This window comes from Pseudomonas sp. BRG-100 (assembly GCF_000737955.1).
Taxonomy (GTDB): Bacteria; Pseudomonadota; Gammaproteobacteria; order Pseudomonadales; family Pseudomonadaceae; genus Aquipseudomonas; species Aquipseudomonas synxantha_A.
This window is the reverse complement of sequence record NZ_JPRX01000001.1, coordinates 2,439,519-2,458,806: the sequence shown is the minus strand read 5'-3', so window position 1 is coordinate 2,458,806 and position 19,288 is coordinate 2,439,519. Positions and strand designations below refer to the sequence as shown.

Sequence of the window (19,288 nt, the reverse complement as noted above, 5' to 3'; positions counted from 1 at the left end):
CGCGCAGTGTAAGGCAAGTGCGTTAAACGTGTATGAATGCTCGGACAAGCGTCAGTGTTCGAGCTTGCGCGCGAGCCCGTGCAGCAAGGGGAACAGCATGGCCCATAACAGCGTCAGACCGGTCAGAGTGGCTGCCGTGCCGTAGCCAAAACCCACACCGGCCAATTGGCTGCCGGCGTAATAAGACAAAGGCCCACCCACTGCGCCCAACAGGCCGGCCAGCCACCAGGGCCGTGCACTCCAGGCCAGGCAATGGCGCAGGGTCGTGGCCAGCAGCGCCCACAGTACGATCAACCAGAATGGAATCAACGGCCCGGGCTCGCTGAAGTGGAAAACGCCCAGGGTGCGCAACAGCGTGTCCAGCAGTGTGCCCGCCAGTGTCACGTTGAGCACGAGCAGGCCGTCATCCGCCGGCGAACTTATCCACAGCAGATGCACGCCCAGTGCCGCCAAACCCACCAGCAGCCATGGGCTGTCGCCGCCGAGTACGCAGGCAAACCAGCCGCATTGGAACAGCGCGGCATTGGCCAGGGTTTTAAGCACTGAAGCGCCCAAGCAATGGCGGGTTGATCGCCGCGGGTTTGGCCAGCAGCAGTTGTGCGGTACCAATGGTGCGTTCCATAAACCCGCCTTCGCAATAGCACAGGTAGAACTCCCACAAACGCAGGAAATATTCGTCGTAGCCCAATTCCATGAGACGGCCATGGGCGCGGCGGAAGTTTTCATGCCACAGGCGCAGGGTACGGGCGTAGTGCAGGCCGAATTCCTCCATGTGCAGCAGGTTCATGTCGGTGTCGCGGCTGACGATGTGCAGCATGTTCTGTACACAGGGCAGGGCGCCACCGGGGAAAATGTAGCGCTGGATGAAGTCGACGCTGCGCTTGGCCTGCTCAAAGCGCTGTTCGCGAATGGTGATGGCTTGCAGCAGCATCAGGCCGTTGGGCTTGAGCAAGTGCGCACATTGTTTGAAATAGGTCGGCAGGAACCGATGGCCCACCGCTTCGATCATCTCGATCGACACCAGCTTGTCATACTCGCCGGTGAGGTCGCGGTAATCGCTGAGCAGCAAGGTCACTTGATCTTGCAGGCCTTGCGTCTGGATGCGTTTTTCGGTGTAGGCGAATTGCTCCTTGGACAGGGTCGTGGTGGTGACCTTGCAGCCGTAATGCTGCGCCGCATACAACGCCATGCTGCCCCAGCCGGTGCCGATTTCCAGCAGATGGTCGCTGGGCTTGAGCGCCAGTTTCTGGCAGATGCGCTCCAGCTTGTTCAGTTGCGCTTGTTCCAGGCTGTCATCGGGTGTCAAAAACTGCCCCGCCGAGTACATCATGGTCGGGTCGAGAAACTCTTCGAACAGGTCGTTGCCCAGGTCGTAATGGGCGGCGATGTTTTTCTGCGAGCCCTTGCGTGTGTTGCGGTTGAGCCAGTGCAGGCCTTGGGTGAACGGGCGGGCCATGCGTGCCAGGCCACCTTCCATGGCGTCGAGTACTTCCAGGTTGCTGACCATCACCCGGACCACGGCGGTGAGGTCGGGACTGGTCCAGTAACCATGGATAAATGCCTCGCCGGCGCCGATCGAACCATTGGCGGCCACCAGGCCCCATACCGCCGAGTCGAGAATCTGAATTTCGCCTAACAGGTGCGCTTCCCGTGCGCCGAACACTTGTCGCTCGCCGTCTTCGATCACCACCAACTGGCCGTGACGCAGTTGGCTGAGCTGGCGCAGCACCGCCTTGCGCAACAGCGCAGCGGTCATGCCATTGACGTTCAGGCGGTTAGCCTTGACCGATAAACTAGGGTGTTTCATGGCGGCGATCCTTGGTGTACCCGACGGCGGTGCGAGAGGCGCCATCGGCGGCCCGGTGGGAAAAAATCGGTGTGCGCTTGAGCAGCAGGCGCAAGGCTTGCCAGTAGATTGCCAGGCAGGTCTTGGCGGTCATCCAGGGGAAACGCCACAAATATTGATGCAGGCTTGCGCGGCTGAGTGAGTGTTTTTCCAGGCTCAAGGTGGCGTCGAAAACCTTTTGCGTGCCCTGCCAGTCGGCCATGTGCACGCCGAGCCGGGCAGATGGAGGGCTGAAACTCATGCGATATTCCAGGTCGCGCGGTAAGAAGGGCGACACATGGAACCCTTTGGCCACGGCGAAGTGCTGATGCTCATCGGCGTCGAGGGGCTGGGCCGGCAGCACGTAGTGATAGCGCTCGCGCCATGGCGTGTTGGTCACTTCACACAGAATCGCGGCCAACTGCCCGTCGGCCTCGAAGCAGTAGAAGAAACTCACCGGGTTAAACGCCAGGCCCCAACTGCGGGCCTGGGTCAGCAGGCAGATAGCGCCCTGGGGTGTTCGCCCCAGAGCTTTGCCGACTTCGTGGCGCACGGCATCGCTCAAACTCATGCCGTGGCGCGTGAGTTCACGCAGGTAATCCTGCTGGCGAAAGCCGAAAGGCGCCAGGCGACCAGTGCCGGCCAGGGGTGAAAGCCCGAGTACTGCATCCTGTTCGCTGAGGTCCAGATACAGCAGGCCGATGCGGTAGCGAAAAGCGTGGGCCCTGGGCGTAAACCGGCGATGGGCGATCCAGCCGCTGTACAGGGCGCTGTTCACAGGCTTTCCCCGAACGCCTGGGCCACGCGCAGGGCACTGACCACGCCGTCTTCGTGGAAGCCGTTGGCCCAGTACGCGCCGCAGTAGAAGGTGTTGCGGGTGCCGTGCAATTCTTCCCAGCGTGCTTGAGCGGCCACGGCGGCCAGGCTGTACTGCGGATGGGCGTAGGTGTAGCGCGCGAGGATCTTCAACGGGTTGATCACTTGCGTCTGGTTGAGGCTGACACAAAACGTGGTGTCGCTGTCGATGCCCTGCAGGATGTTCATGTCGTAGGTGACGGCGGCCTGATTCTGCGAGTGGCCGGTCAGCCGGTAATTCCAACTGGCCCAGGCCAGCTCGCGGTCAGGCAGCAAGCGCGTGTCGGTGTGCAGCACTACGTCGTTGTCGGCGTAGGGTAGGGCGCCGAGGATCTCTTGTTCGGCCTGGCTCGGGTCGTCAAGCAATGCCAGGGCCTGATCACTGTGGCAGGCCAATACCACCCGGTCGAAGGTTTCGCTGCCGTACGGGCTGTGGATAACCACGCCATTGTCGGTGCGTTGCACTTTATGCACAGGGCAACCGAGGCGCACACGCTCGCGAAAACTGCGGGTCAGCGGTTCGATGTAGCTGCTTGAACCGCCTTCGATCACGCACCATTGCGGCCGGTTGTTGACCGACAACAAGCCGTGGTTCTTGAAGAAGCGCACGAAGAATTGCAGTGGGAAACCGAGCATGTCCGAAAGGGACATTGACCATATCGCAGCCCCCATTGGCACGATGTAGTGGCGGATAAACCTTTGGCCGTAACCGCCGGCTGCGAGGTAGTCACCGAGGGTCATCTCGGCACTGATACGCTGCTCTTGCAGGTCCAAAGGCGCCTGGCGGTTGAAGCGCAGGATATCGCGCAACATGCCCCAGAACCCGGGCGACAGAATATTGCGGCGTTGGGCAAACAAGCTGTTGAGGTTGTTGCCGTTGTACTCGAACCCGCTGCTTTGGTCACACACCGAAAAGCTCATTTCGGTGGGTTTGAACGTCACGCCGATCTGGCCCAGCAACTGGATGAAGTTGGGGTAGGTCCAGTCGTTGAACACAATAAAGCCGGTGTCCACGGCATAGCGTTCGCCCTCTACGGTAACGTGGACTGTGTGCGTGTGCCCGCCGATGCGGTCGCCCGCTTCGAACACCGTGATGTCGTGGCGGCGGCTGAGCAGGTAGGCGCTGGTCAGCCCGGCGATACCGCTGCCGACAATGGCGATCTTCACGGAATGTCCTTTTTCGGTGGCGGGCTGCGCAACATGCGCTTGCCGATGATCAATTGCGCGCGGTTAGGCAACTTCGACAGCGGCCACAGGGTGGCAATGAACATGGCCGGGAAGGCAATTTCCAGCGGGCGTTTCTCCAGTTTCGCAAAGATGTGCCGCGCCGCCTTGTCGGCGGACCAGCTCAGGGGCATCGGGAAGTCATTGCGTTCGGTCAGCGGTGTGTCAACAAAGCCTGGGCTGATCACGGTGACGTCGATGTTTTCCGGTGACAGGCTGATGCGCAGGGACTCGAACAGGTAACGCAGGCCGGCCTTGGATGCGCCATAGGCTTCGGCGCGTGGCATCGGCAGGTAAGTCACCGCGCTGGCCACGCCCACCAGATGCGGGGTACGCCCCGCGCGCAACAGCGGCAGCGCGGCCTCGATGCAATAACTGCTGGCCAACAGATTGGTACGCACCACATGTTCGATGATCGAAGCGTCAAATTGCCGGGCGTCGACATATTCACAGGTGCCGGCATTGAGGATCACCGTGTCCAACTCACCCCAGACCTGGGCGATGTGTTCACCGATCTCGCGCACGGTCTGGCTGTCGGTCAGGTCGCCGGCCACCACCAGCACTTGCCCTGGATAACGATGGGCGAGTGCTTCCAGCGGGCCTTTGGTGCGGGAACTGAGGGCCACATGGGCGCCACTGTTGAGCAGCTCTACGGCCAATGCGGCGCCGATGCCACTGCTGGCGCCGGTCAGCCAATAACGGCGGGGCGATGCAAGGCTCATCCCATTCTCCTTTTCAGCCAACTGATGACGCGGCCGAGAATCGGCACATGTTCATAAAGCAGTGCGCCCGCATCGAAGTAATCGCGATGCCGGTAGACCTTGTCGCGCCACATCAAGTGGGAACAGCCCTCTACCCGGATCATCTTGCCTGCGGCCAGGCGCGGATGACGAAAACTCATGATCCAGCGCAGGTAGCCTTCGCCTTCGGCCGTCTGGTCGATACCCTGAAACTCGAAATCCAGTTGGCTGACGTTGCTGTATAGCTGAGCGAAATAACGCTGCAGTTCGGGCAGCCCATGGACTTCATGCAGCGGGTCGGCAAATACAATGTCATCACTGTACAAACTGCCAAGCAGGTGCAGGTTGTGCTTGTCCAGCGTAGTGAAGGCTTCGGCGAAGCGGCGCAGGAAGTCACTCATGATCGGCCATCTCCTGACGTGAAGGCAGGCGGCGAAAGGCAGCCAATGCGCGTTCCCGAGAGGCTTTGAGGTCGACGATGGCGCAGGGGTAATCCGCCACGCCAAACAAACCGCCAGCCGCTGCCGGGTTATGCACTTCTTTTTTATTCAGCGTGGCCAGTTCCGGCAGCCAGCGCTTGATGAAAATGCCGTCGCCGTCGAATTTTTCCGATTGGCTCAACGGGCTGAAAATCCGGAAGTACGGTGCCGAGTCGGTACCGGTCGATGAGCTCCACTGCCAACCGCCATTATTGGCCGCCAGGTCGCCGTCGATCAGGTGGCGCATAAAAAAGCGCTCGCCTTCGCGCCAGTCGATCAGCAGGTTCTTGGTCAGGAACATCGCCACCACCATGCGCAGGCGGTTGTGCATCCAGCCGGTTTCCAGCAATTGGCGCATGGCCGCGTCGATGATCGGCAAACCCGTGCGCGCCTGTTGCCAGGCCGCGAGGTCTTCGGGGGCATTGCGCCACGCCAGCGCTTCGGTTTCCGGGCGAAAGGCGCGGTGGCGGGACACCCGTGGGTAGCCGACCAGAATGTGTTTATAGAACTCGCGCCATAGCAGCTCGTTGATCCAGGTGATGGCGCCGATGTCGCCGCTTTCGAACTCGCCCTGATTGGTTTGCAGCGCAGCGTGCAAGCACTGGCGCGGCGAAACCACACCGGCGGCGAGGTAGGCCGAAAGCTGGCTGGTACCGGGTTTGGCTGGGAAGTCGCGCTCGTCCTTGTAATAGCTGATCTGCTCGTCGGTGAAGGCGTCGAGGCGGCGGCGCGCCTCGTCTTCACCGGCTGGCCACAGGGCGCGCAAAGTTTCGCTGGGCGACTCGAAACCGTCGACCGTGGTCGGCACCGGATCGCTTCTCACGTCGAGCCTGGCCTGAGCTTTCGGCGTTGCCACCTGGCGCGGCAGGGCGCTGTGCAGGCGGTTGTAGCAAACCTTGCGAAACTGGCTGAACACTTGGAAATAGGTGCCGGTCTTGGTCAGTACGCTACCGGGTTGGAAAAACAGTTGGTCCAGGTAGCTGTGAAACGTGATTCCCTGCGTTTGCAGCGTCTCTGCCACGCCAGCATCACGCTGGCTCTCGTGGATGCCGTATTCCTCGTTGACGTGCACAGACTCCACCGACAGTTCCCGGCACAGTTCGCTCAGTGCAGCGGGCGCCTGGTCCCAGGTCGCGGCGTAGCGGATCAATAAAGGGATGTTCAGTTCGCCCAGCGCCTGGCTCAAGTGCTGCAGGTTGCGCAGCCAGAAATCGATTTTGCACGGCGCGTCATCGTGGGCCAGCCACTGCTGGGGAGTGATCAGGTAAATGGCCGCGACGGGGCCACGCTGGCACGCAGCAGCAAGGGCCGTGTTGTCGTGCAGGCGCAAGTCGGTGCGCAGCCAGATCAGATGCATTTAGACGATTCCACGCTGGATCAATAATTGGTGGGCCGACAACGGGTCTTGCGCCATGAACAACTCAGGGATGTCGCGGGTGAGTACGGACAACTCGGCGTTGTGAATGCGCACCGTCGGGCCGGCAATCACTATTGGGCAACTGACGTCGCCCAATAGTTTTGTCAGTGTCGACAAATGGAGGGTCTTGCTCGAATACAACAGCACGGCGCGTGGTTGCAGGTGTTCCACCGCCAGGGCCAGTTCGCCGGCAGGCAGCGGCCAATCGAATACTTCCACCGGGCAGTCGGCGCTGCTCGCCAGCCAGGCGCTGAGCCACAGGTGCGGTTCCAGCGGTAAGTCGGAATGGTTGACCAGCAGCAGCGGCGCGCCGTGGAGTTGGCGATTGTTGTGATAAATCCGCGCGCCGAACTTGCTGCGCAGCCACGACAGGAAAAACGCCCGCTCCATCTGCGCGCCGAACTGGCCCTGCCACCGTTGTTCCAGCTCCTTGAGCAGCGGCAGCATCAATTGCTCGCACAAGGTGCGTGGCGGGTAGAGCGCCATGGCCTGGTTGAAGGCGTCATCGACCCGGCGTTCGGCCAGTTCGCTGATGGCATCCACCAAATGCTGGCGCAGGGCGTGCCACTCGTTTTCCATGGGCGCGGGGCTGGCCTGGGCTGAGTCGATCAAGCCTTTGACCTGACTGACCGGCACGCCTCGATTGAGCCAGGTGAGGATGGCGTGGATGCGTTGTACATGTTCGGCACTGAACAGCCGGTGCCCCTTGGGCGTGCGCTGGGGCACGATTAGGCCGTAGCGGCGCTCCCAGGCGCGCAGGGTCACGGCGTTGACGCCGGTCTGGCGCGCCACTTCGCGGATTGGCAACCAGCCGTTTTCAATGGCCAGGGCAATGTCTTCGCCGGGTTCGTCAAGCAGGGCAGCTTTCATGGGTTATATCGCATTACGCAGGCTGAGGTTTTCCGGGTGCGGTTGCAGGTAGGCCTGCTGTGCGATGTAACGGTCCGGATGTTGGCGAAAGTGATGCTTGAGCAGGGTGAGTGGCACTACCAGCGGCACGATGCCTTGACGGTACTGGCCGATCACGGTTTGCATTTCCTGTTTGTCATCGGCGCTGATGACCTGCTTGAGGTAGCCGCTGATGTGTTGCAGCACATTGCTGTGTGTGCCGCGGGTGGCGCACTTCTTCAGGCCCGTCATCAGCTCGCCGAAGTAGCCGTGGGCCAGAGCCTGGAGATCGACGTCCTTGCCCATGCTGCCGAGCAAATGGCCCAGGCTTTTGTAATGCGCCGGGCTGTGGGCCATCAGCAGGTACTTGTAGCGCGAGTGAAACGTCAGCAAGCCGTGGCGGGTGAGCCCCTCGGCCAGCAGTTGTTGCCAGCTGGCATACACGAATACGCGGGTCAGGAAATTTTCCCGCAACACAGGGTCGTTCAGCCGGCCGTCTTCTTCTACCGGCAGGTTAGGGTGGCGCGCACAAAACGCCTGGGCGTAAATGCCGCGGCCGCCACCGTCAACGGGCGTGCCGTTGGCGCGGTACACCTTGACCCGCTCCAGGCCGCACGATGGCGACTTCTGCATGAAGATATAACCGCACAGGTCGGTGTGTGCCTGGGCCATTTGCTGGCCGTAGTCGTGCAGTGGCTGCGTGACGTTGAGTTCACGGTTTACCGTGCCAACGGCTTGCGGCTGCGCAGGGTCGCCTACCAGCCGGATTGGCTCGCGGGGGATGCCCATGCCGATGGCAACTTCCGGGCACAACGGCACGAAGTCGAAGTAGTCGCTGAGTGTCTGGGTGCACAGCAGCGACTGTTTATGCCCACCGTTAAAGCGCACGTTCTCGCCAAGGAGGCAGGCGCTGATGGCGATCTTCGGTTTTGTACTACTCGACATACCCAAAACCTCTGCAATAATCCTGTACAACTTATAAAGTTTGTACAACTACGTCTCATCATAGATTCGATGTTGTACAAGTCAAATAGTTTGTATAGGTTTTTTGCAGCGTTACTTCCAGCCGATTTTCCAGCACTCGGCGTTTTGCAGGGTCTGCCATGGCAGGCGTTCGGCACGCTGGGTCAGCACCGCTTGCAGCTCGATTTCCAGCACCGTGCCTTCGTCATCACGAAACAACTCGGTGACCAAAAAGTGTTTTTCCTTGTTGCGTGGCTGTGCTGCCGTCCATTTCGACAGCAGCAGCTTGCTGGGGTTGAGGCGGTTCATTGCAGGTGTGCGATCAAGCGTCGTGCCGCTTCCTGACCACTGAGCCAGGCGCCTTCCACCCGGCCCGAAAGGCACCAATCGCCGCAGACGAACAGGCCCAGGTCGGCATCGGCCAGTACGCCGAACTCATGGCTGCCCGACGGGCGAGCGTAGAGCCAGCGGTGTGCCAGGCTGAATGACGGCGCGGGCATGGCGCTGTGCAGCAGTTCGGCGAAGGCGCCGTGCAAGTGCTCGATTACCGCTTCCTTGGGCAGGTCCAGGTGCGCCTTGCTCCAGGCGCTGGTGGCGTGCAGCACCCAGGTGTCGAGGGTGGTGTCGCGCCCGGGTTTGCTGCGGTTGCGCGCCAGCCAGTCAAGGGGGCTGTCTTGCACGAAGCAGCCCTCCATCGGTGTATCCAGGGGCTTGTCGAAGGCCAGCGCAATGGCCCAGGTCGGGTCCATTTTCACCCCGGCGGCGGCACTTGCCAGCTTGGGGGCAGCGGCCAGCAGGGCAGTGGCCTGAGGGGCCGGTGTGGCGATGATCACATGGCTGAAGGGGCCGTGACTCTCACCGTCGGCGTCGAGCAGGTTCCAGTGCTGTGTGCCCTGGAACACCTCGGTGATGCGGCAACCGAACTCCACCGGCAGGTCATCGAGCAGTGCGCGGGTGATCGCGCTCATGCGCGGTGTACCGACCCAGCGGATCTGTTCATCGGGGGAAGGCGTCAGTTGGCCGGACTTGAAGTTGTACAGCTGGGGCTTCCACTGTTCGGCCCAGCCATTGCTTTGCCAGCGCTGCACTTCGTTGACGAAGCGCCGGTCGCGGGCGGTGAAGTATTGCGCGCCCATGTCCAGCGCGCCGGCATCGCTGCGCTTGCTGGACATGCGGCCACCGCTGCCGCGGCTTTTATCGAAGAGTTGTACGGTGTGGCCCGCGTCTTTCAACGCTCGGGCGGCGGAGAGACCGGCTATGCCGGTGCCGATGATCGCGATGGGGACAGTCATGGGAGGCCTCGTTTTACCGTTGGGTACAGACTACGCCGACACCAATAGCTGTACAATATTGTTTTTTGGTATAAGTTTTGGCGTGCCTGATTGTGTGGCGTGACCTATGGTTAAGCTCAGGCTTGAACGCGCGTCACGCTCGATTATCAAATTGATCCCTGCTTATAAAATAGACCAGTGAGCGGCGGCGAACGTTACATGAGGAGAGTCCCATGCATATTTTGCTGACCGGCGGTACCGGCCTGATTGGCCGTCAACTTTGCCAACACTGGCTCGCCCAGGGTCATCGCCTGACGGTGTGGAGCCGGCAACCGGAAACGGTCGCCAGGGTCTGCGGCGCACAGGTGCTTGGGGTGGCTCGCCTGCAAGAGGTGATTGGCGCGGTGGACGCGGTGGTCAACCTTGCGGGTGCACCCATCGCTGACCGGCCCTGGACCCACAAGCGCAAGGCATTGCTGTGGAGCAGCCGCATCAACCTCACCGAAACCCTGCTGGCCTGGATCGACAGCCTGGAGCAGAAACCGGCGGTACTGATCTCCGGCTCCGCAGTGGGCTGGTATGGCGACGGCGGCGAGCGCGAATTGACCGAAGCCAGCGGGCCAGTGCTGGACGATTTCCCCAGCCAGTTGTGTATTGCCTGGGAAGAAACCGCCCAACGTGCCGAAGCCCTGGGCGTTCGCGTGGTGCTGGTGCGCACCGGCCTGGTGCTGTCGGCGCAGGGCGGCTTTTTGTCGCGCCTGTTGCTGCCCTTCAAACTGGCGCTGGGCGGGCCGATCGGTAACGGTCGGCAGTGGATGCCATGGGTGCATATCAAGGATCAAATCGCCCTGATTGATTTTCTTCTGCACAAGACTGACGCCAGCGGTCCTTATAATGCCTGCGCGCCACACCCGGTGCGTAATCGCGAGTTTGCCAAGACCCTCGGCCAGGTGTTGCACCGCCCGGCGTTCATGCCGATGCCGGCGTTTGCACTGAAGGTTGGCCTGGGCGAATTGTCTGGTTTGTTGCTGGGCGGGCAGAAGGCCTTGCCTGAACGGCTGCTGGCGGCGGGTTTCACTTTCCAGTTCACTGAGTTGCGTGCGGCTCTGGACGACCTGTCCAGCCGCCTCTAAAGATAGGATGTTGCATGACCGATCACGCGTTGTTACTGGTCAACCTGGGTTCGCCAAAGTCCACTTCGGTGGCTGATGTGCGCAGCTACCTCAATCAGTTCCTGATGGACCCTTATGTGATCGACCTGCCATGGCCGGTGCGGCGTTTGCTGGTGTCGCTGATCCTGATCAAGCGCCCTGAGCAGTCTGCCCATGCTTATGCGTCGATCTGGTGGGATGAGGGCTCGCCGTTGGTGGTCTTGAGCCGTCGTCTGCAACAGCAGATGACTGCGCAGTGGACCCACGGCCCTGTGGAACTGGCAATGCGTTATGGCGAGCCGTCGCTGGAAACCGCCCTGACACGGCTGGCCGCCCAGGGTATCGGCAAGGTGACACTGGCGCCGCTGTATCCGCAATTTGCCGACAGCACCGTGACCACGGTGATAGAAGAAGCCAGGCGCGTGGTGCGCGACAAGAAACTCGCTATCCAGTTTTCGATCCTGCAGCCTTTTTACGACCAGCCCGAGTACCTCGATGCTCTGGTAACCAGCGCACGCACTTACCTGGAGCAGGATTTCGATCACTTGCTGCTCAGTTTCCATGGTCTGCCCGAGCGCCATCTGAAAAAGCTCGACCCTACCGGCGGGCATTGCTTCAAGGGTGCCGACTGCTGCAAGAACGCATCGCCAGAGGTGCTCGCCACCTGCTATCGCGCCCAATGCTTCAGCGTCGCCCGGGATTTTGCCGCGCGTGCCGGTTTGCCCGATGGCAAGTGGTCGGTGGCGTTTCAATCGCGCCTTGGCCGGGCCAAGTGGATCGAGCCCTACACCGAGGCCCGCCTGGAGGCGCTGGCCCAGCAGGGCGTGAAGAAGCTGCTGGTGATGTGCCCGGCGTTTGTCGCCGACTGCATCGAGACCTTGGAAGAAATTGGTGATCGCGGGCGGGAGCAGTTCCGCGAGGCGGGGGGCGAGGAGTTGGTGTTGGTGCCGTGCTTGAATGATGACCCGCAATGGGCGGCGGCGCTCAATACCCTGTGCGAACGAGCGCCCGTTGCCTTGTAGTCAAGCCTTGCGGTGACTCAAATGTGGGAGGGGGCTTGCTCCCGATGGCGGTGGATCAGTGACAGATATACTGCCTGATACTCTGCTATCGGGAGCAAGCCCCCTCCCACATTCAGTTCCATGCTCGTCAGAGATTGAGGGTCAGGCTGACGGTGAGGTTGCGCGGTTCACCGGGGTTGGTCCAATAGCGGCTGTAGGAGCGCTCGTAGTACTTCTCATCGAACAGGTTATTCAGGTTCAGCCCCACGGTGACATTCTTCGTGGCCTTGTAGTGGGCCAGTAAATCCACGGTGTGGTAGGCCGGCAGTTCGAAGCCTGTGCCCGCCTCGCCGGAACGGTCACCCACATAAGTAAACGCCGCCCCCAGGTCTGAACCGCGCAACGCCCCATCCTGGAATTCATAAACGCCCAACAGACTGCCGCTGCGCTTGGCGACCCCGAGAATGCGACTGCCCGTGGGGATGGCTTTGTCGCCCTTGGTCACTTCGGCGTCGATGTAGGCCAGGGCGCCAATCACGCGTATGGCGTCGGTCACTTGCCCGGTCACCTGCAGGTCAAACCCCTGGCTGCGCGCCTTGCCAATGGCGCGGTCGGTGTTGGTCGCCGGGTCCAGGGTGAGGACGTTTTCCTTTTCGATATGGAAGGCCGCGAGCGTCGCGCTGAGGCGCTCGTCAAACATCTCGCTCTTGATACCCACCTCATAGCCCACGCCTTCTTCTGGCTTGAAGGATTTGCCGCCGGCATCCAGGCCGCTGTTCGGCTTGAACGAGGTGGATGCGTTGGCAAATACCCCGACTTGCGGTGTCAGCTGATAGAGCAGGCCGGCGCGTTGGGTCAGGGCGTCGTGGGTCTGGCGGCTTTTGGCGTGGTTGCGGGCGAAGTTCTCGGTGCTCTGTTCGAAGTGCTCGAAGCGCGCACCGATCATGCCTCGCAGGCGGTCGGTGAAGATGATCTGGTCTTGCAGGTTCAGGGCGTGGCTTTTGGTCTGTTCGAAGAAGTCGGTGCCGGAGCGTGCGCCATTGGGTTTGGCCTGGCCATAGACCGGTTTATAGATGTCGATAGGGTAGTCACCGCCAATCGCCGTCACACGCTCCTTTTTGCGGTAGTCCTCGTATTCGGTGCCGATCAGCAGTTCATGCTGCCAGCTGCCGATATCGAACAGCCCGCGCAGTTCCAGCTGGGTGATGCTGTCATGCCAACCGGTCGAGCGTTCACGGTAGCGACGGTTGACGGTGTGACCATCCCCATTCAGCGCACGGCTTTCCGACGCATCGCCCCACAGGCTGCCCTGCTTGTAGTGGCTGGCCAGGCGCAGCTTCCAGGCGTCGTTGAGGTGGTGTTCCAACGCGGCCTGGATGCGGTTGTTGTGGTTGCGAATATTGCCGTCGTTGGGCTCGCCCAGAAAGGTGGAATGGGACATGCCAGTATCGGCGACGATGCCCCGGTCGAAGGTGGAGCTGTGGCGCACGAATTCGCTTTCGACCAGCAACTGAGTGTCCGGGGTCAACTGCCAACTGAACGACGGCGCGACGAACACTCGTTTAGCGTCCACGTGATCGCGGAAACTGTGCTTGTCTTCAACCGCCAGATTCACCCGTGACAAGACGCGCCCCTCGCTGTCCAGCGGCGTATTCACATCCAGCGCAGTGCGGTAGCGGTCCCAACTACCAGCACTGGTTTGCAAGGTGGTGAACGCTTCGGGCTGGGGTTTCTTGGTGACGATGTTCACCGTGCCGCCAGGATCGCCACGCCCATACAAGCTGGCGGCGGGGCCTTTGAGAACTTCAATGCGTTCGATATTTGCCGCGTCCGGCGTACTGGGGTAACCGCGGTTGGCGCTGAAACCGTCCTGGTAGAACTCAGACGTGGTGAAGCCGCGCACGCTGTATTCGTAGAGGGTCAGGCCACCGAAGTTGTTTTGCTTGGATACGCCGCCGGCAAATTCCAGGGCGCGCTCCACGCTGGTACTGCCCAGGTCCTTGAGCACCGTGGCGGGGATCACGCTGATCGATTGCGGTATGTCGCGAAGGGCGGTATCCGTTTTGGTGGCACTGGCAGAGCGGGTGGCGCGATAGCCTTGGACCGGGCCTGTGGCGGACTCATACGCCTCGGAGGTTACGCTGATGGTGTCCAGTTCCAGGGTGTTTTCTTCGGCGTAAGCAGGGTCGAGCAGCAAACCCAAGGCCAGGCCGGCCAAGGGCACAAACTTTCGAGACGGCATGATAGAGCGTTCCAATAGCGATATTGAAACAATATAACATGCCTAATGAGAATGAATCGCTAAGAAATGTCGCCCTACAAGCGCCCGCGAACGGGCGCTAGGGTCGCGACGGTTATTGCTCTTCTTTTATCGGTGCGGTCGCCGGTGGCGGACGCAGGCCGATTTCCGCCGAGAGCTTGATCTCCTTGCCGTTACGCATGACCAGGATCGCCACCTTGTCGGTCGGTTTGATTCGCGCTACCTGGTTCATCGACTTGCGGCCATCACCGGCCGGTGCACCGTCGATGCTGAGGATTACATCGCCCAACTCCAGGCCGGCTTTCTGTGCCGGGCCATCGCGGAAGATCCCGGCGACCACGATGCCTGGGCGTCCGGTCAGGCCAAACGACTCGGCCAGTTCCTTGGTCAAGGGTTGCACTTCGATGCCCAGCCAGCCGCGAATGACCTGGCCGTGTTCGATGATCGACTTCATCACTTCCATCGCCAGCTTCACCGGGATCGCAAAACCGATGCCTTGGGAGCCGCCGGACTTGGAGAAAATCGCTGTGTTGATGCCGGTCAGGTTGCCATTGGCATCCACCAGCGCACCGCCGGAATTGCCCGGGTTGATGGCTGCGTCGGTCTGGATGAAATCTTCGTAGCTATTAAGGCCCAACTGGTTGCGCCCGGTGGCGCTGATGATGCCCATGGTGACCGTCTGGCCCACGCCGAACGGGTTGCCGATCGCCAGTGCTACGTCACCCACGCGCAACCCGTCGGAGCGACCGAGGGTGATCGATGGCAGGTTCTTCAAATCGATTTTCAGTACTGCGAGGTCGGTTTCCGGGTCGCTGCCCACCACACGGGCCAGGGTTTCGCGGCCATCACGCAGGGCGACCACGATCTGGTCGGCGCCGGTAGTCACGTGATTATTGGTGAGGATGTAGCCTTCGGGGCTCATGATTACCCCGGAACCCAGGCTCGACTCCATGCGGCGCTGCTTGGGGCCGTTGTCACCGAAGTAGCGGCGAAACTGCGGGTCCTCGAACAGCGGGTGTGCCGGTTTGTTGATGACCTTGGTGGTGTACAGGTTGACCACCGCAGGGGCCGCAATGGTGACCGCGTCGGCATAGGTGACCGGGCCCTGCACCACCGTGTTGGTTTGCGGTGCTTGTTGCAGGTTCACATCCAGGGTAGGCAGGCCCACCCATTGGGGATAACGCTGAATAATCAGCATCGCGATCAGCACGCCAGCCAACAATGGCCATCCAAAAAAACGCAGTGCCTTGAGCATCAAGTAAGTCCTGACAGGTTGCAGGGGGCGGGCGAGCGCCCATAATGTCGCGCATTATACGAGGCTGCGATGCCTGCGAACCGGATATTTAGGAGTCTTTTATGGCCGTCCCCCTTACCACCCTCGTCGAGGAAGCCGACCGCTACCTTGGCAGTGCCAAAATTGCCGATTATTGCCCCAATGGCTTGCAGGTCGAGGGCCGTCCGCAGGTGATGCGCATCGTCAGCGGTGTGACCGCAAGCCAGGCGCTGCTGGACGCCGCCGTCGAAGCCGGGGCCGACCTGGTGCTGGTGCATCATGGTTATTTCTGGAAGGGCGAGAGCCCGTGTATCACCGGCATGAAGCAGCGCCGCCTGAGAACCCTGCTCAAGCACGACATCAGCCTATTGGCCTATCACCTGCCATTGGACCTTCACCCTGAGGTGGGCAATAACGTGCAACTGGCCAAGCAACTGGACATCACCGTCGAAGGCCCGTTGGACCCGAGCAACCCCAAGGTGGTCGGCTTGGTGGGGTCGCTGGCCGAACCTTTGTCACCGCGTGATTTCGCCCGCCGTGTGCAGGATGCAATGGGGCGCGAACCGCTGTTGGTCGAAGGCAGCCAGATGATCCGCCGCGTCGGCTGGTGCACCGGAGGTGGCCAGGGCTATATCGACCAGGCGATTGCCGCCGGGGTCGACCTGTACCTGAGCGGCGAGGCATCCGAGCAGACCTTCCACAGCGCCCGTGAAAACGACGTCAGCTTCATTGCTGCCGGTCATCACGCCACCGAGCGCTATGGGGTGCAGGCGTTGGGCGATTACCTGGCGCGACGCTTTGCCCTGGAGCATCTATTTATCGACTGCCCGAACCCGATCTGAGCCTTAGAGCGCGACTGAATGTGGGAGGGGGCTTGCTCCCGATGGCGATGGATCATTGAAATATGTACTAACTGACACACTGCTATCGGGAGCAAGCCCCCTCCCACACTTGAGTCTATTTGCGGCCAAACTGGTCGGTATATTCATATACCGTTTCGATCTAGATGGCGCCCTGAATAGAAGAAGGTGCTGTGCTAGCATGCCCCGCTCGAACACGGCCCGCCTGGCCGTCCATAAGATCGTTTTTCCGTGAGTAACCATGGTCGACAAACTGACGCATCTGAAACAGCTGGAGGCGGAAAGCATCCACATCATCCGCGAGGTCGCCGCCGAGTTCGACAACCCGGTGATGCTCTACTCGATCGGTAAAGACTCCGCCGTGATGTTGCACCTGGCACGCAAGGCTTTCTTCCCGGGCAAGCTGCCGTTCCCAGTGATGCACGTCGACACGCGCTGGAAATTCCAGGAAATGTACAAGTTCCGCGACAAAATGGTCGAAGAGCTTGGCCTGGACCTGATCACTCACGTCAACCCGGATGGCGTGGCGCAGGGTATCAACCCCTTCACCCACGGCAGCGCCAAGCACACCGATATCATGAAGACCGAGGGCCTCAAGCAAGCCCTGGACAAGCATGGTTTCGATGCAGCGTTCGGCGGCGCCCGTCGCGATGAAGAGAAGTCCCGTGCCAAAGAGCGCGTGTACTCGTTCCGCGACAGCAAGCACCGCTGGGACCCGAAGAACCAACGTCCGGAGCTGTGGAACGTTTACAACGGCAACGTCAACAAGGGCGAGTCGATTCGCGTGTTCCCGTTGTCCAACTGGACCGAGTTGGATATCTGGCAGTACATCTACCTGGAAGGCATCCCGATCGTGCCGCTGTACTTCGCCGCCGAGCGCGAAGTGATCGAGAAGAACGGCACGTTGATCATGATCGACGACGACCGCATCCTCGAACACCTGTCCGACGAAGACAAAGCCCGCATCGTCAAAAAGAAAGTCCGTTTCCGTACCCTTGGCTGCTACCCGTTGACGGGCGCGGTGGAGTCCGAAGCCGAGACGCTGACGGACATCATTCAGGAAATGCTCCTGACGCGAACTTCCGAGCGCCAGGGCCGGGTCATCGACCACGATGGCGCAGGCTCCATGGAAGATAAAAAACGTCAAGGCTATTTCTAAGGGGCTGTCATGTCGCATCAATCTGATTTGATCAGCGAGGACATCCTCGCCTACCTGGGCCAGCACGAGCGCAAAGAGATGTTGCGCTTCCTGACCTGCGGCAACGTCGACGACGGCAAGAGCACCCTGATCGGGCGCCTGCTGCACGACTCCAAGATGATCTACGAAGATCACCTGGAAGCCATCACCCGCGATTCGAAGAAGTCCGGCACCACCGGCGATGACATCGACCTGGCCTTGCTGGTCGACGGCCTGCAGGCCGAGCGTGAGCAGGGCATCACCATCGATGTTGCCTACCGCTACTTCTCCACCGCCAAGCGCAAGTTCATCATCGCCGACACCCCCGGCCATGAGCAGTACACCCGCAACATGGCCACCGGTGCGTCCACCTGTGACCTGGCGATTATCCTGATCGACGCCCGCTATGGCGTGCAGACCCAGACCCGTCGCCACAGCTTTATCGCCTCGTTGCTGGGCATCAAGCACATCGTGGTGGCCGTCAACAAGATGGACATCAACGGCTTTGACCAAAGCGTATTCGAGTCGATCAAGGCCGATTACCTGAAGTTCGCCGAAGGCATCGCGTTCAAGCCAAGTACCCTGGCCTTCGTGCCGATGTCGGCGCTCAAGGGCGACAACGTGGTGAACAAGAGCGAGCGTTCGCCCTGGTACACCGGCCAGTCGCTGATGGAGATCCTCGAGACCGTCGAGATCGCCAACGACCGCAACTACACCGACCTGCGTTTCCCGGTGCAGTACGTCAACCGCCCGAACCTGAACTTCCGTGGTTTTGCCGGCACTCTTGCCAGCGGCATCGTGCACAAAGGCGACGAAGTCGTGGTGCTGCCGTCACGCAAACGCAGCCGGGTCAAATCCATCGTCACCTTCGAAGGTGAGCTGGAGCACGCCGGCCCAGGCCAGGCCGTGACCCTGACCATGGAAGACGAGATCGATATCTCCCGTGGCGACCTGTTGGTGCATGCCGACAATGTGCCGCAAGTGACCGATGCGTTCGACGCCATGCTCGTGTGGATGGCTGAAGAGCCGATGCTGCCGGGCAAGAAATACGACATCAAGCGCGCTACCAGCTACGTGCCGGGCTCTATCACCAGCATCGTGCATCGTGTGGACGTGAACACCCTGGCCGAAGGCCCGGCGAGTTCGCTGCAGCTCAACGAAATTGGCCGGGTCAAGGTCAGCCTTGATGCCGCCATTGCGTTGGATGGCTATGACAGCAATCGCACCACCGGTGCCTTTATCGTCATCGACCGCCTGACCAATGGCACCGTGGCCGCGGGCATGATCATCGCGCCACCGGCCAGCCAGGGCGGTGCAGCGCAGCACGACAAATTGGCACACGTGGCCACTGAAGAACGTGCCCTGCGTTTCGGCCAGCAGCCGGCCACCGTGTTGTTCAGCGGCTTGTCGGGTGCCGGCAAGAGCACGTTGGCCTATGCGGTTGAGCGCAAGCTGTTCGACATGGGGCGTGCGGTGTTCGTGCTGGACGGCCAGAACCTGCGGCATGACCTGAACAAAGGCTTGCCTCAGGACCGTGCCGGGCGTACCGAGAACTGGCGCCGTGCGGCTCACGTGGCGCGTCAGTTCAACGAAGCCGGTTTGCTGACCCTGGCGGCTTTTGTCGCGCCGGATGCCGAAGGCCGTGAACAGGCCAAGGCGCTGATTGGCAGTGATCGCCTGTTGACCGTATATGTGCAGGCGTCGCCGCTGGTATGTGCCGAGCGTGATCCGCAAGGTTTGTACGCGGCCGGTGGGGATAACATCCCTGGCGAGTCCTTCCCGTACGACGTGCCGTTGAATGCCGACCTGGTGATCGATACCCAGGCCTTGTCGCTGGAAGACAGCGTCAAGCAAGTGCTGGAGTTGTTGCGTCAGCGCGGCGCGATCTAGGCTTTATTGCCGCA

General features: G+C 61.0%; 18 protein-coding genes. 5 read left to right on the top strand and 13 right to left on the bottom strand.

Features of this window, described 5'->3' with window-relative positions; all coding sequences use genetic code 11:
• Positions 1–51: 51 nt before the first annotated feature.
• The 11 genes from JH25_RS16375 to JH25_RS16425 all read right to left on the bottom strand — a co-directional run bounded on the left by JH25_RS16375 (position 52) and on the right by JH25_RS16425 (position 9,683).
• Positions 52–543, bottom strand: a complete 492-nt coding sequence (locus JH25_RS16375; protein WP_032877998.1) for a DUF2878 domain-containing protein — start codon at positions 541–543, stop codon at positions 52–54.
• Positions 536–1,807 (bottom strand): SAM-dependent methyltransferase, encoded by a 1,272-nt coding sequence (locus JH25_RS16380; protein WP_032877997.1) that lies wholly within the window; start codon positions 1,805–1,807, stop codon positions 536–538. The genes JH25_RS16375 and JH25_RS16380 overlap by 8 nt, the downstream gene beginning before the upstream one ends.
• Positions 1,794–2,603, bottom strand: a complete 810-nt coding sequence (locus JH25_RS16385) for a DUF1365 domain-containing protein (RefSeq protein ID WP_032877996.1) — start codon at positions 2,601–2,603, stop codon at positions 1,794–1,796. Before JH25_RS16385 ends, JH25_RS16380 begins: the two co-directional genes overlap by 14 nt.
• Positions 2,600–3,847 carry an NAD(P)/FAD-dependent oxidoreductase gene (locus tag JH25_RS16390; protein WP_032877995.1) on the bottom strand — a complete coding sequence of 416 codons (1,248 nt, stop codon included), beginning with the start codon at positions 3,845–3,847 and terminating at the stop codon, positions 2,600–2,602. Before JH25_RS16390 ends, JH25_RS16385 begins: the two co-directional genes overlap by 4 nt.
• The gene (locus JH25_RS16395) at positions 3,844–4,626 is read right to left on the bottom strand and encodes an SDR family NAD(P)-dependent oxidoreductase (RefSeq protein WP_032877994.1); all 783 of its coding nucleotides are present in this window, start codon (positions 4,624–4,626) and stop codon (positions 3,844–3,846) included. Before JH25_RS16395 ends, JH25_RS16390 begins: the two co-directional genes overlap by 4 nt.
• Complete coding sequence (locus JH25_RS16400; protein WP_032877993.1) at positions 4,623–5,045, bottom strand: nuclear transport factor 2 family protein; 423 nt, start codon at positions 5,043–5,045, stop codon at positions 4,623–4,625. The genes JH25_RS16395 and JH25_RS16400 overlap by 4 nt, the downstream gene beginning before the upstream one ends.
• Entirely contained in the window at positions 5,038–6,480 is a 1,443-nt protein-coding gene (phrB, locus tag JH25_RS16405; protein ID WP_032877992.1) for a deoxyribodipyrimidine photo-lyase, read from the bottom strand. The genes JH25_RS16400 and phrB overlap by 8 nt, the downstream gene beginning before the upstream one ends.
• Positions 6,481–7,410 carry a MerR family transcriptional regulator gene (locus JH25_RS16410; protein WP_032877991.1) on the bottom strand — a complete coding sequence of 310 codons (930 nt, stop codon included), beginning with the start codon at positions 7,408–7,410 and terminating at the stop codon, positions 6,481–6,483.
• Between the two features lie 3 nt (positions 7,411–7,413).
• Entirely contained in the window at positions 7,414–8,373 is a 960-nt protein-coding gene (locus JH25_RS16415; RefSeq protein ID WP_005784633.1) for a YbgA family protein, read from the bottom strand.
• Between the two features lie 111 nt (positions 8,374–8,484).
• A complete protein-coding gene (locus JH25_RS16420) occupies positions 8,485–8,700 on the bottom strand; it encodes a TIGR02450 family Trp-rich protein (RefSeq protein WP_032877990.1) in 216 nt (71 codons plus the stop codon).
• Positions 8,697–9,683, bottom strand: a complete 987-nt coding sequence (locus JH25_RS16425) for an NAD(P)/FAD-dependent oxidoreductase (protein ID WP_032877989.1) — start codon at positions 9,681–9,683, stop codon at positions 8,697–8,699. Before JH25_RS16425 ends, JH25_RS16420 begins: the two co-directional genes overlap by 4 nt.
• A 212-nt stretch (positions 9,684–9,895) precedes the next feature.
• Here JH25_RS16425 and JH25_RS16430 point away from each other — a divergent pair, with 212 nt between their 5' ends.
• Together JH25_RS16430 and hemH are read left to right on the top strand one after the other, a co-directional pair.
• Positions 9,896–10,795: a TIGR01777 family oxidoreductase gene (locus JH25_RS16430; protein WP_032877988.1), complete on the top strand. Its 900-nt coding sequence runs from the start codon at positions 9,896–9,898 to the stop codon at positions 10,793–10,795.
• A 14-nt stretch (positions 10,796–10,809) separates the two neighbouring features.
• On the top strand, positions 10,810–11,835 hold the full coding sequence (gene hemH, locus JH25_RS16435) for a ferrochelatase (RefSeq protein WP_032877987.1): 1,026 nt from the start codon (positions 10,810–10,812) through the stop codon (positions 11,833–11,835).
• A 127-nt stretch (positions 11,836–11,962) separates the two neighbouring features.
• On the opposite strand, the gene JH25_RS16440 is transcribed toward hemH, so the two are convergent.
• Positions 11,963–14,056 (bottom strand): TonB-dependent siderophore receptor, encoded by a 2,094-nt coding sequence (locus tag JH25_RS16440; RefSeq protein ID WP_032877986.1) that lies wholly within the window; start codon positions 14,054–14,056, stop codon positions 11,963–11,965.
• A gap of 112 nt (positions 14,057–14,168) precedes the next feature.
• Positions 14,169–15,329, bottom strand: a complete 1,161-nt coding sequence (algW, locus tag JH25_RS16445) for a Do family serine endopeptidase AlgW (protein ID WP_005784639.1) — start codon at positions 15,327–15,329, stop codon at positions 14,169–14,171.
• A 101-nt stretch (positions 15,330–15,430) separates the two neighbouring features.
• Between algW and JH25_RS16450 the strand changes: the two genes are divergently transcribed.
• The 3 genes from JH25_RS16450 to cysN all read left to right on the top strand — a co-directional run bounded on the left by JH25_RS16450 (position 15,431) and on the right by cysN (position 19,274).
• The gene (locus tag JH25_RS16450) at positions 15,431–16,189 is read left to right on the top strand and encodes a Nif3-like dinuclear metal center hexameric protein (RefSeq protein WP_032877985.1); all 759 of its coding nucleotides are present in this window, start codon (positions 15,431–15,433) and stop codon (positions 16,187–16,189) included.
• A gap of 259 nt (positions 16,190–16,448) precedes the next feature.
• A complete protein-coding gene (gene cysD, locus JH25_RS16455; RefSeq protein ID WP_005784641.1) occupies positions 16,449–17,366 on the top strand; it encodes a sulfate adenylyltransferase subunit CysD in 918 nt (305 codons plus the stop codon).
• A 9-nt stretch (positions 17,367–17,375) separates the two neighbouring features.
• Positions 17,376–19,274: a sulfate adenylyltransferase subunit CysN gene (gene cysN / locus JH25_RS16460; RefSeq protein ID WP_005784642.1), complete on the top strand. Its 1,899-nt coding sequence runs from the start codon at positions 17,376–17,378 to the stop codon at positions 19,272–19,274.
• Positions 19,275–19,288: the final 14 nt, after the last annotated feature.

What these genes read in the sequence shown, in the direction of transcription:
- JH25_RS16380 (WP_032877997.1), bottom strand. Translation starts at nt 1,807, where the DNA reads ATGAAACACCCTAGTTTATCGGTCAAGGCTAACCGCCTGAACGTCAAT.
- JH25_RS16395 (WP_032877994.1), bottom strand. Translation starts at nt 4,626, where the DNA reads ATGAGCCTTGCATCGCCCCGCCGTTATTGGCTGACCGGCGCCAGCAGT.
- JH25_RS16400 (WP_032877993.1), bottom strand. Translation starts at nt 5,045, where the DNA reads ATGAGTGACTTCCTGCGCCGCTTCGCCGAAGCCTTCACTACGCTGGAC.
- phrB (WP_032877992.1), bottom strand. Translation starts at nt 6,480, where the DNA reads ATGCATCTGATCTGGCTGCGCACCGACTTGCGCCTGCACGACAACACG.
- JH25_RS16410 (WP_032877991.1), bottom strand. Translation starts at nt 7,410, where the DNA reads ATGAAAGCTGCCCTGCTTGACGAACCCGGCGAAGACATTGCCCTGGCC.
- JH25_RS16415 (WP_005784633.1), bottom strand. Translation starts at nt 8,373, where the DNA reads ATGTCGAGTAGTACAAAACCGAAGATCGCCATCAGCGCCTGCCTCCTT.
- JH25_RS16420 (WP_032877990.1), bottom strand. Translation starts at nt 8,700, where the DNA reads ATGAACCGCCTCAACCCCAGCAAGCTGCTGCTGTCGAAATGGACGGCA.
- JH25_RS16425 (WP_032877989.1), bottom strand. Translation starts at nt 9,683, where the DNA reads ATGACTGTCCCCATCGCGATCATCGGCACCGGCATAGCCGGTCTCTCC.
- JH25_RS16430 (WP_032877988.1), top strand. Translation starts at nt 9,896, where the DNA reads ATGCATATTTTGCTGACCGGCGGTACCGGCCTGATTGGCCGTCAACTT.
- hemH (WP_032877987.1), top strand. Translation starts at nt 10,810, where the DNA reads ATGACCGATCACGCGTTGTTACTGGTCAACCTGGGTTCGCCAAAGTCC.
- JH25_RS16440 (WP_032877986.1), bottom strand. Translation starts at nt 14,056, where the DNA reads ATGCCGTCTCGAAAGTTTGTGCCCTTGGCCGGCCTGGCCTTGGGTTTG.
- algW (WP_005784639.1), bottom strand. Translation starts at nt 15,329, where the DNA reads ATGCTCAAGGCACTGCGTTTTTTTGGATGGCCATTGTTGGCTGGCGTG.
- JH25_RS16450 (WP_032877985.1), top strand. Translation starts at nt 15,431, where the DNA reads ATGGCCGTCCCCCTTACCACCCTCGTCGAGGAAGCCGACCGCTACCTT.
- cysD (WP_005784641.1), top strand. Translation starts at nt 16,449, where the DNA reads ATGGTCGACAAACTGACGCATCTGAAACAGCTGGAGGCGGAAAGCATC.
- cysN (WP_005784642.1), top strand. Translation starts at nt 17,376, where the DNA reads ATGTCGCATCAATCTGATTTGATCAGCGAGGACATCCTCGCCTACCTG.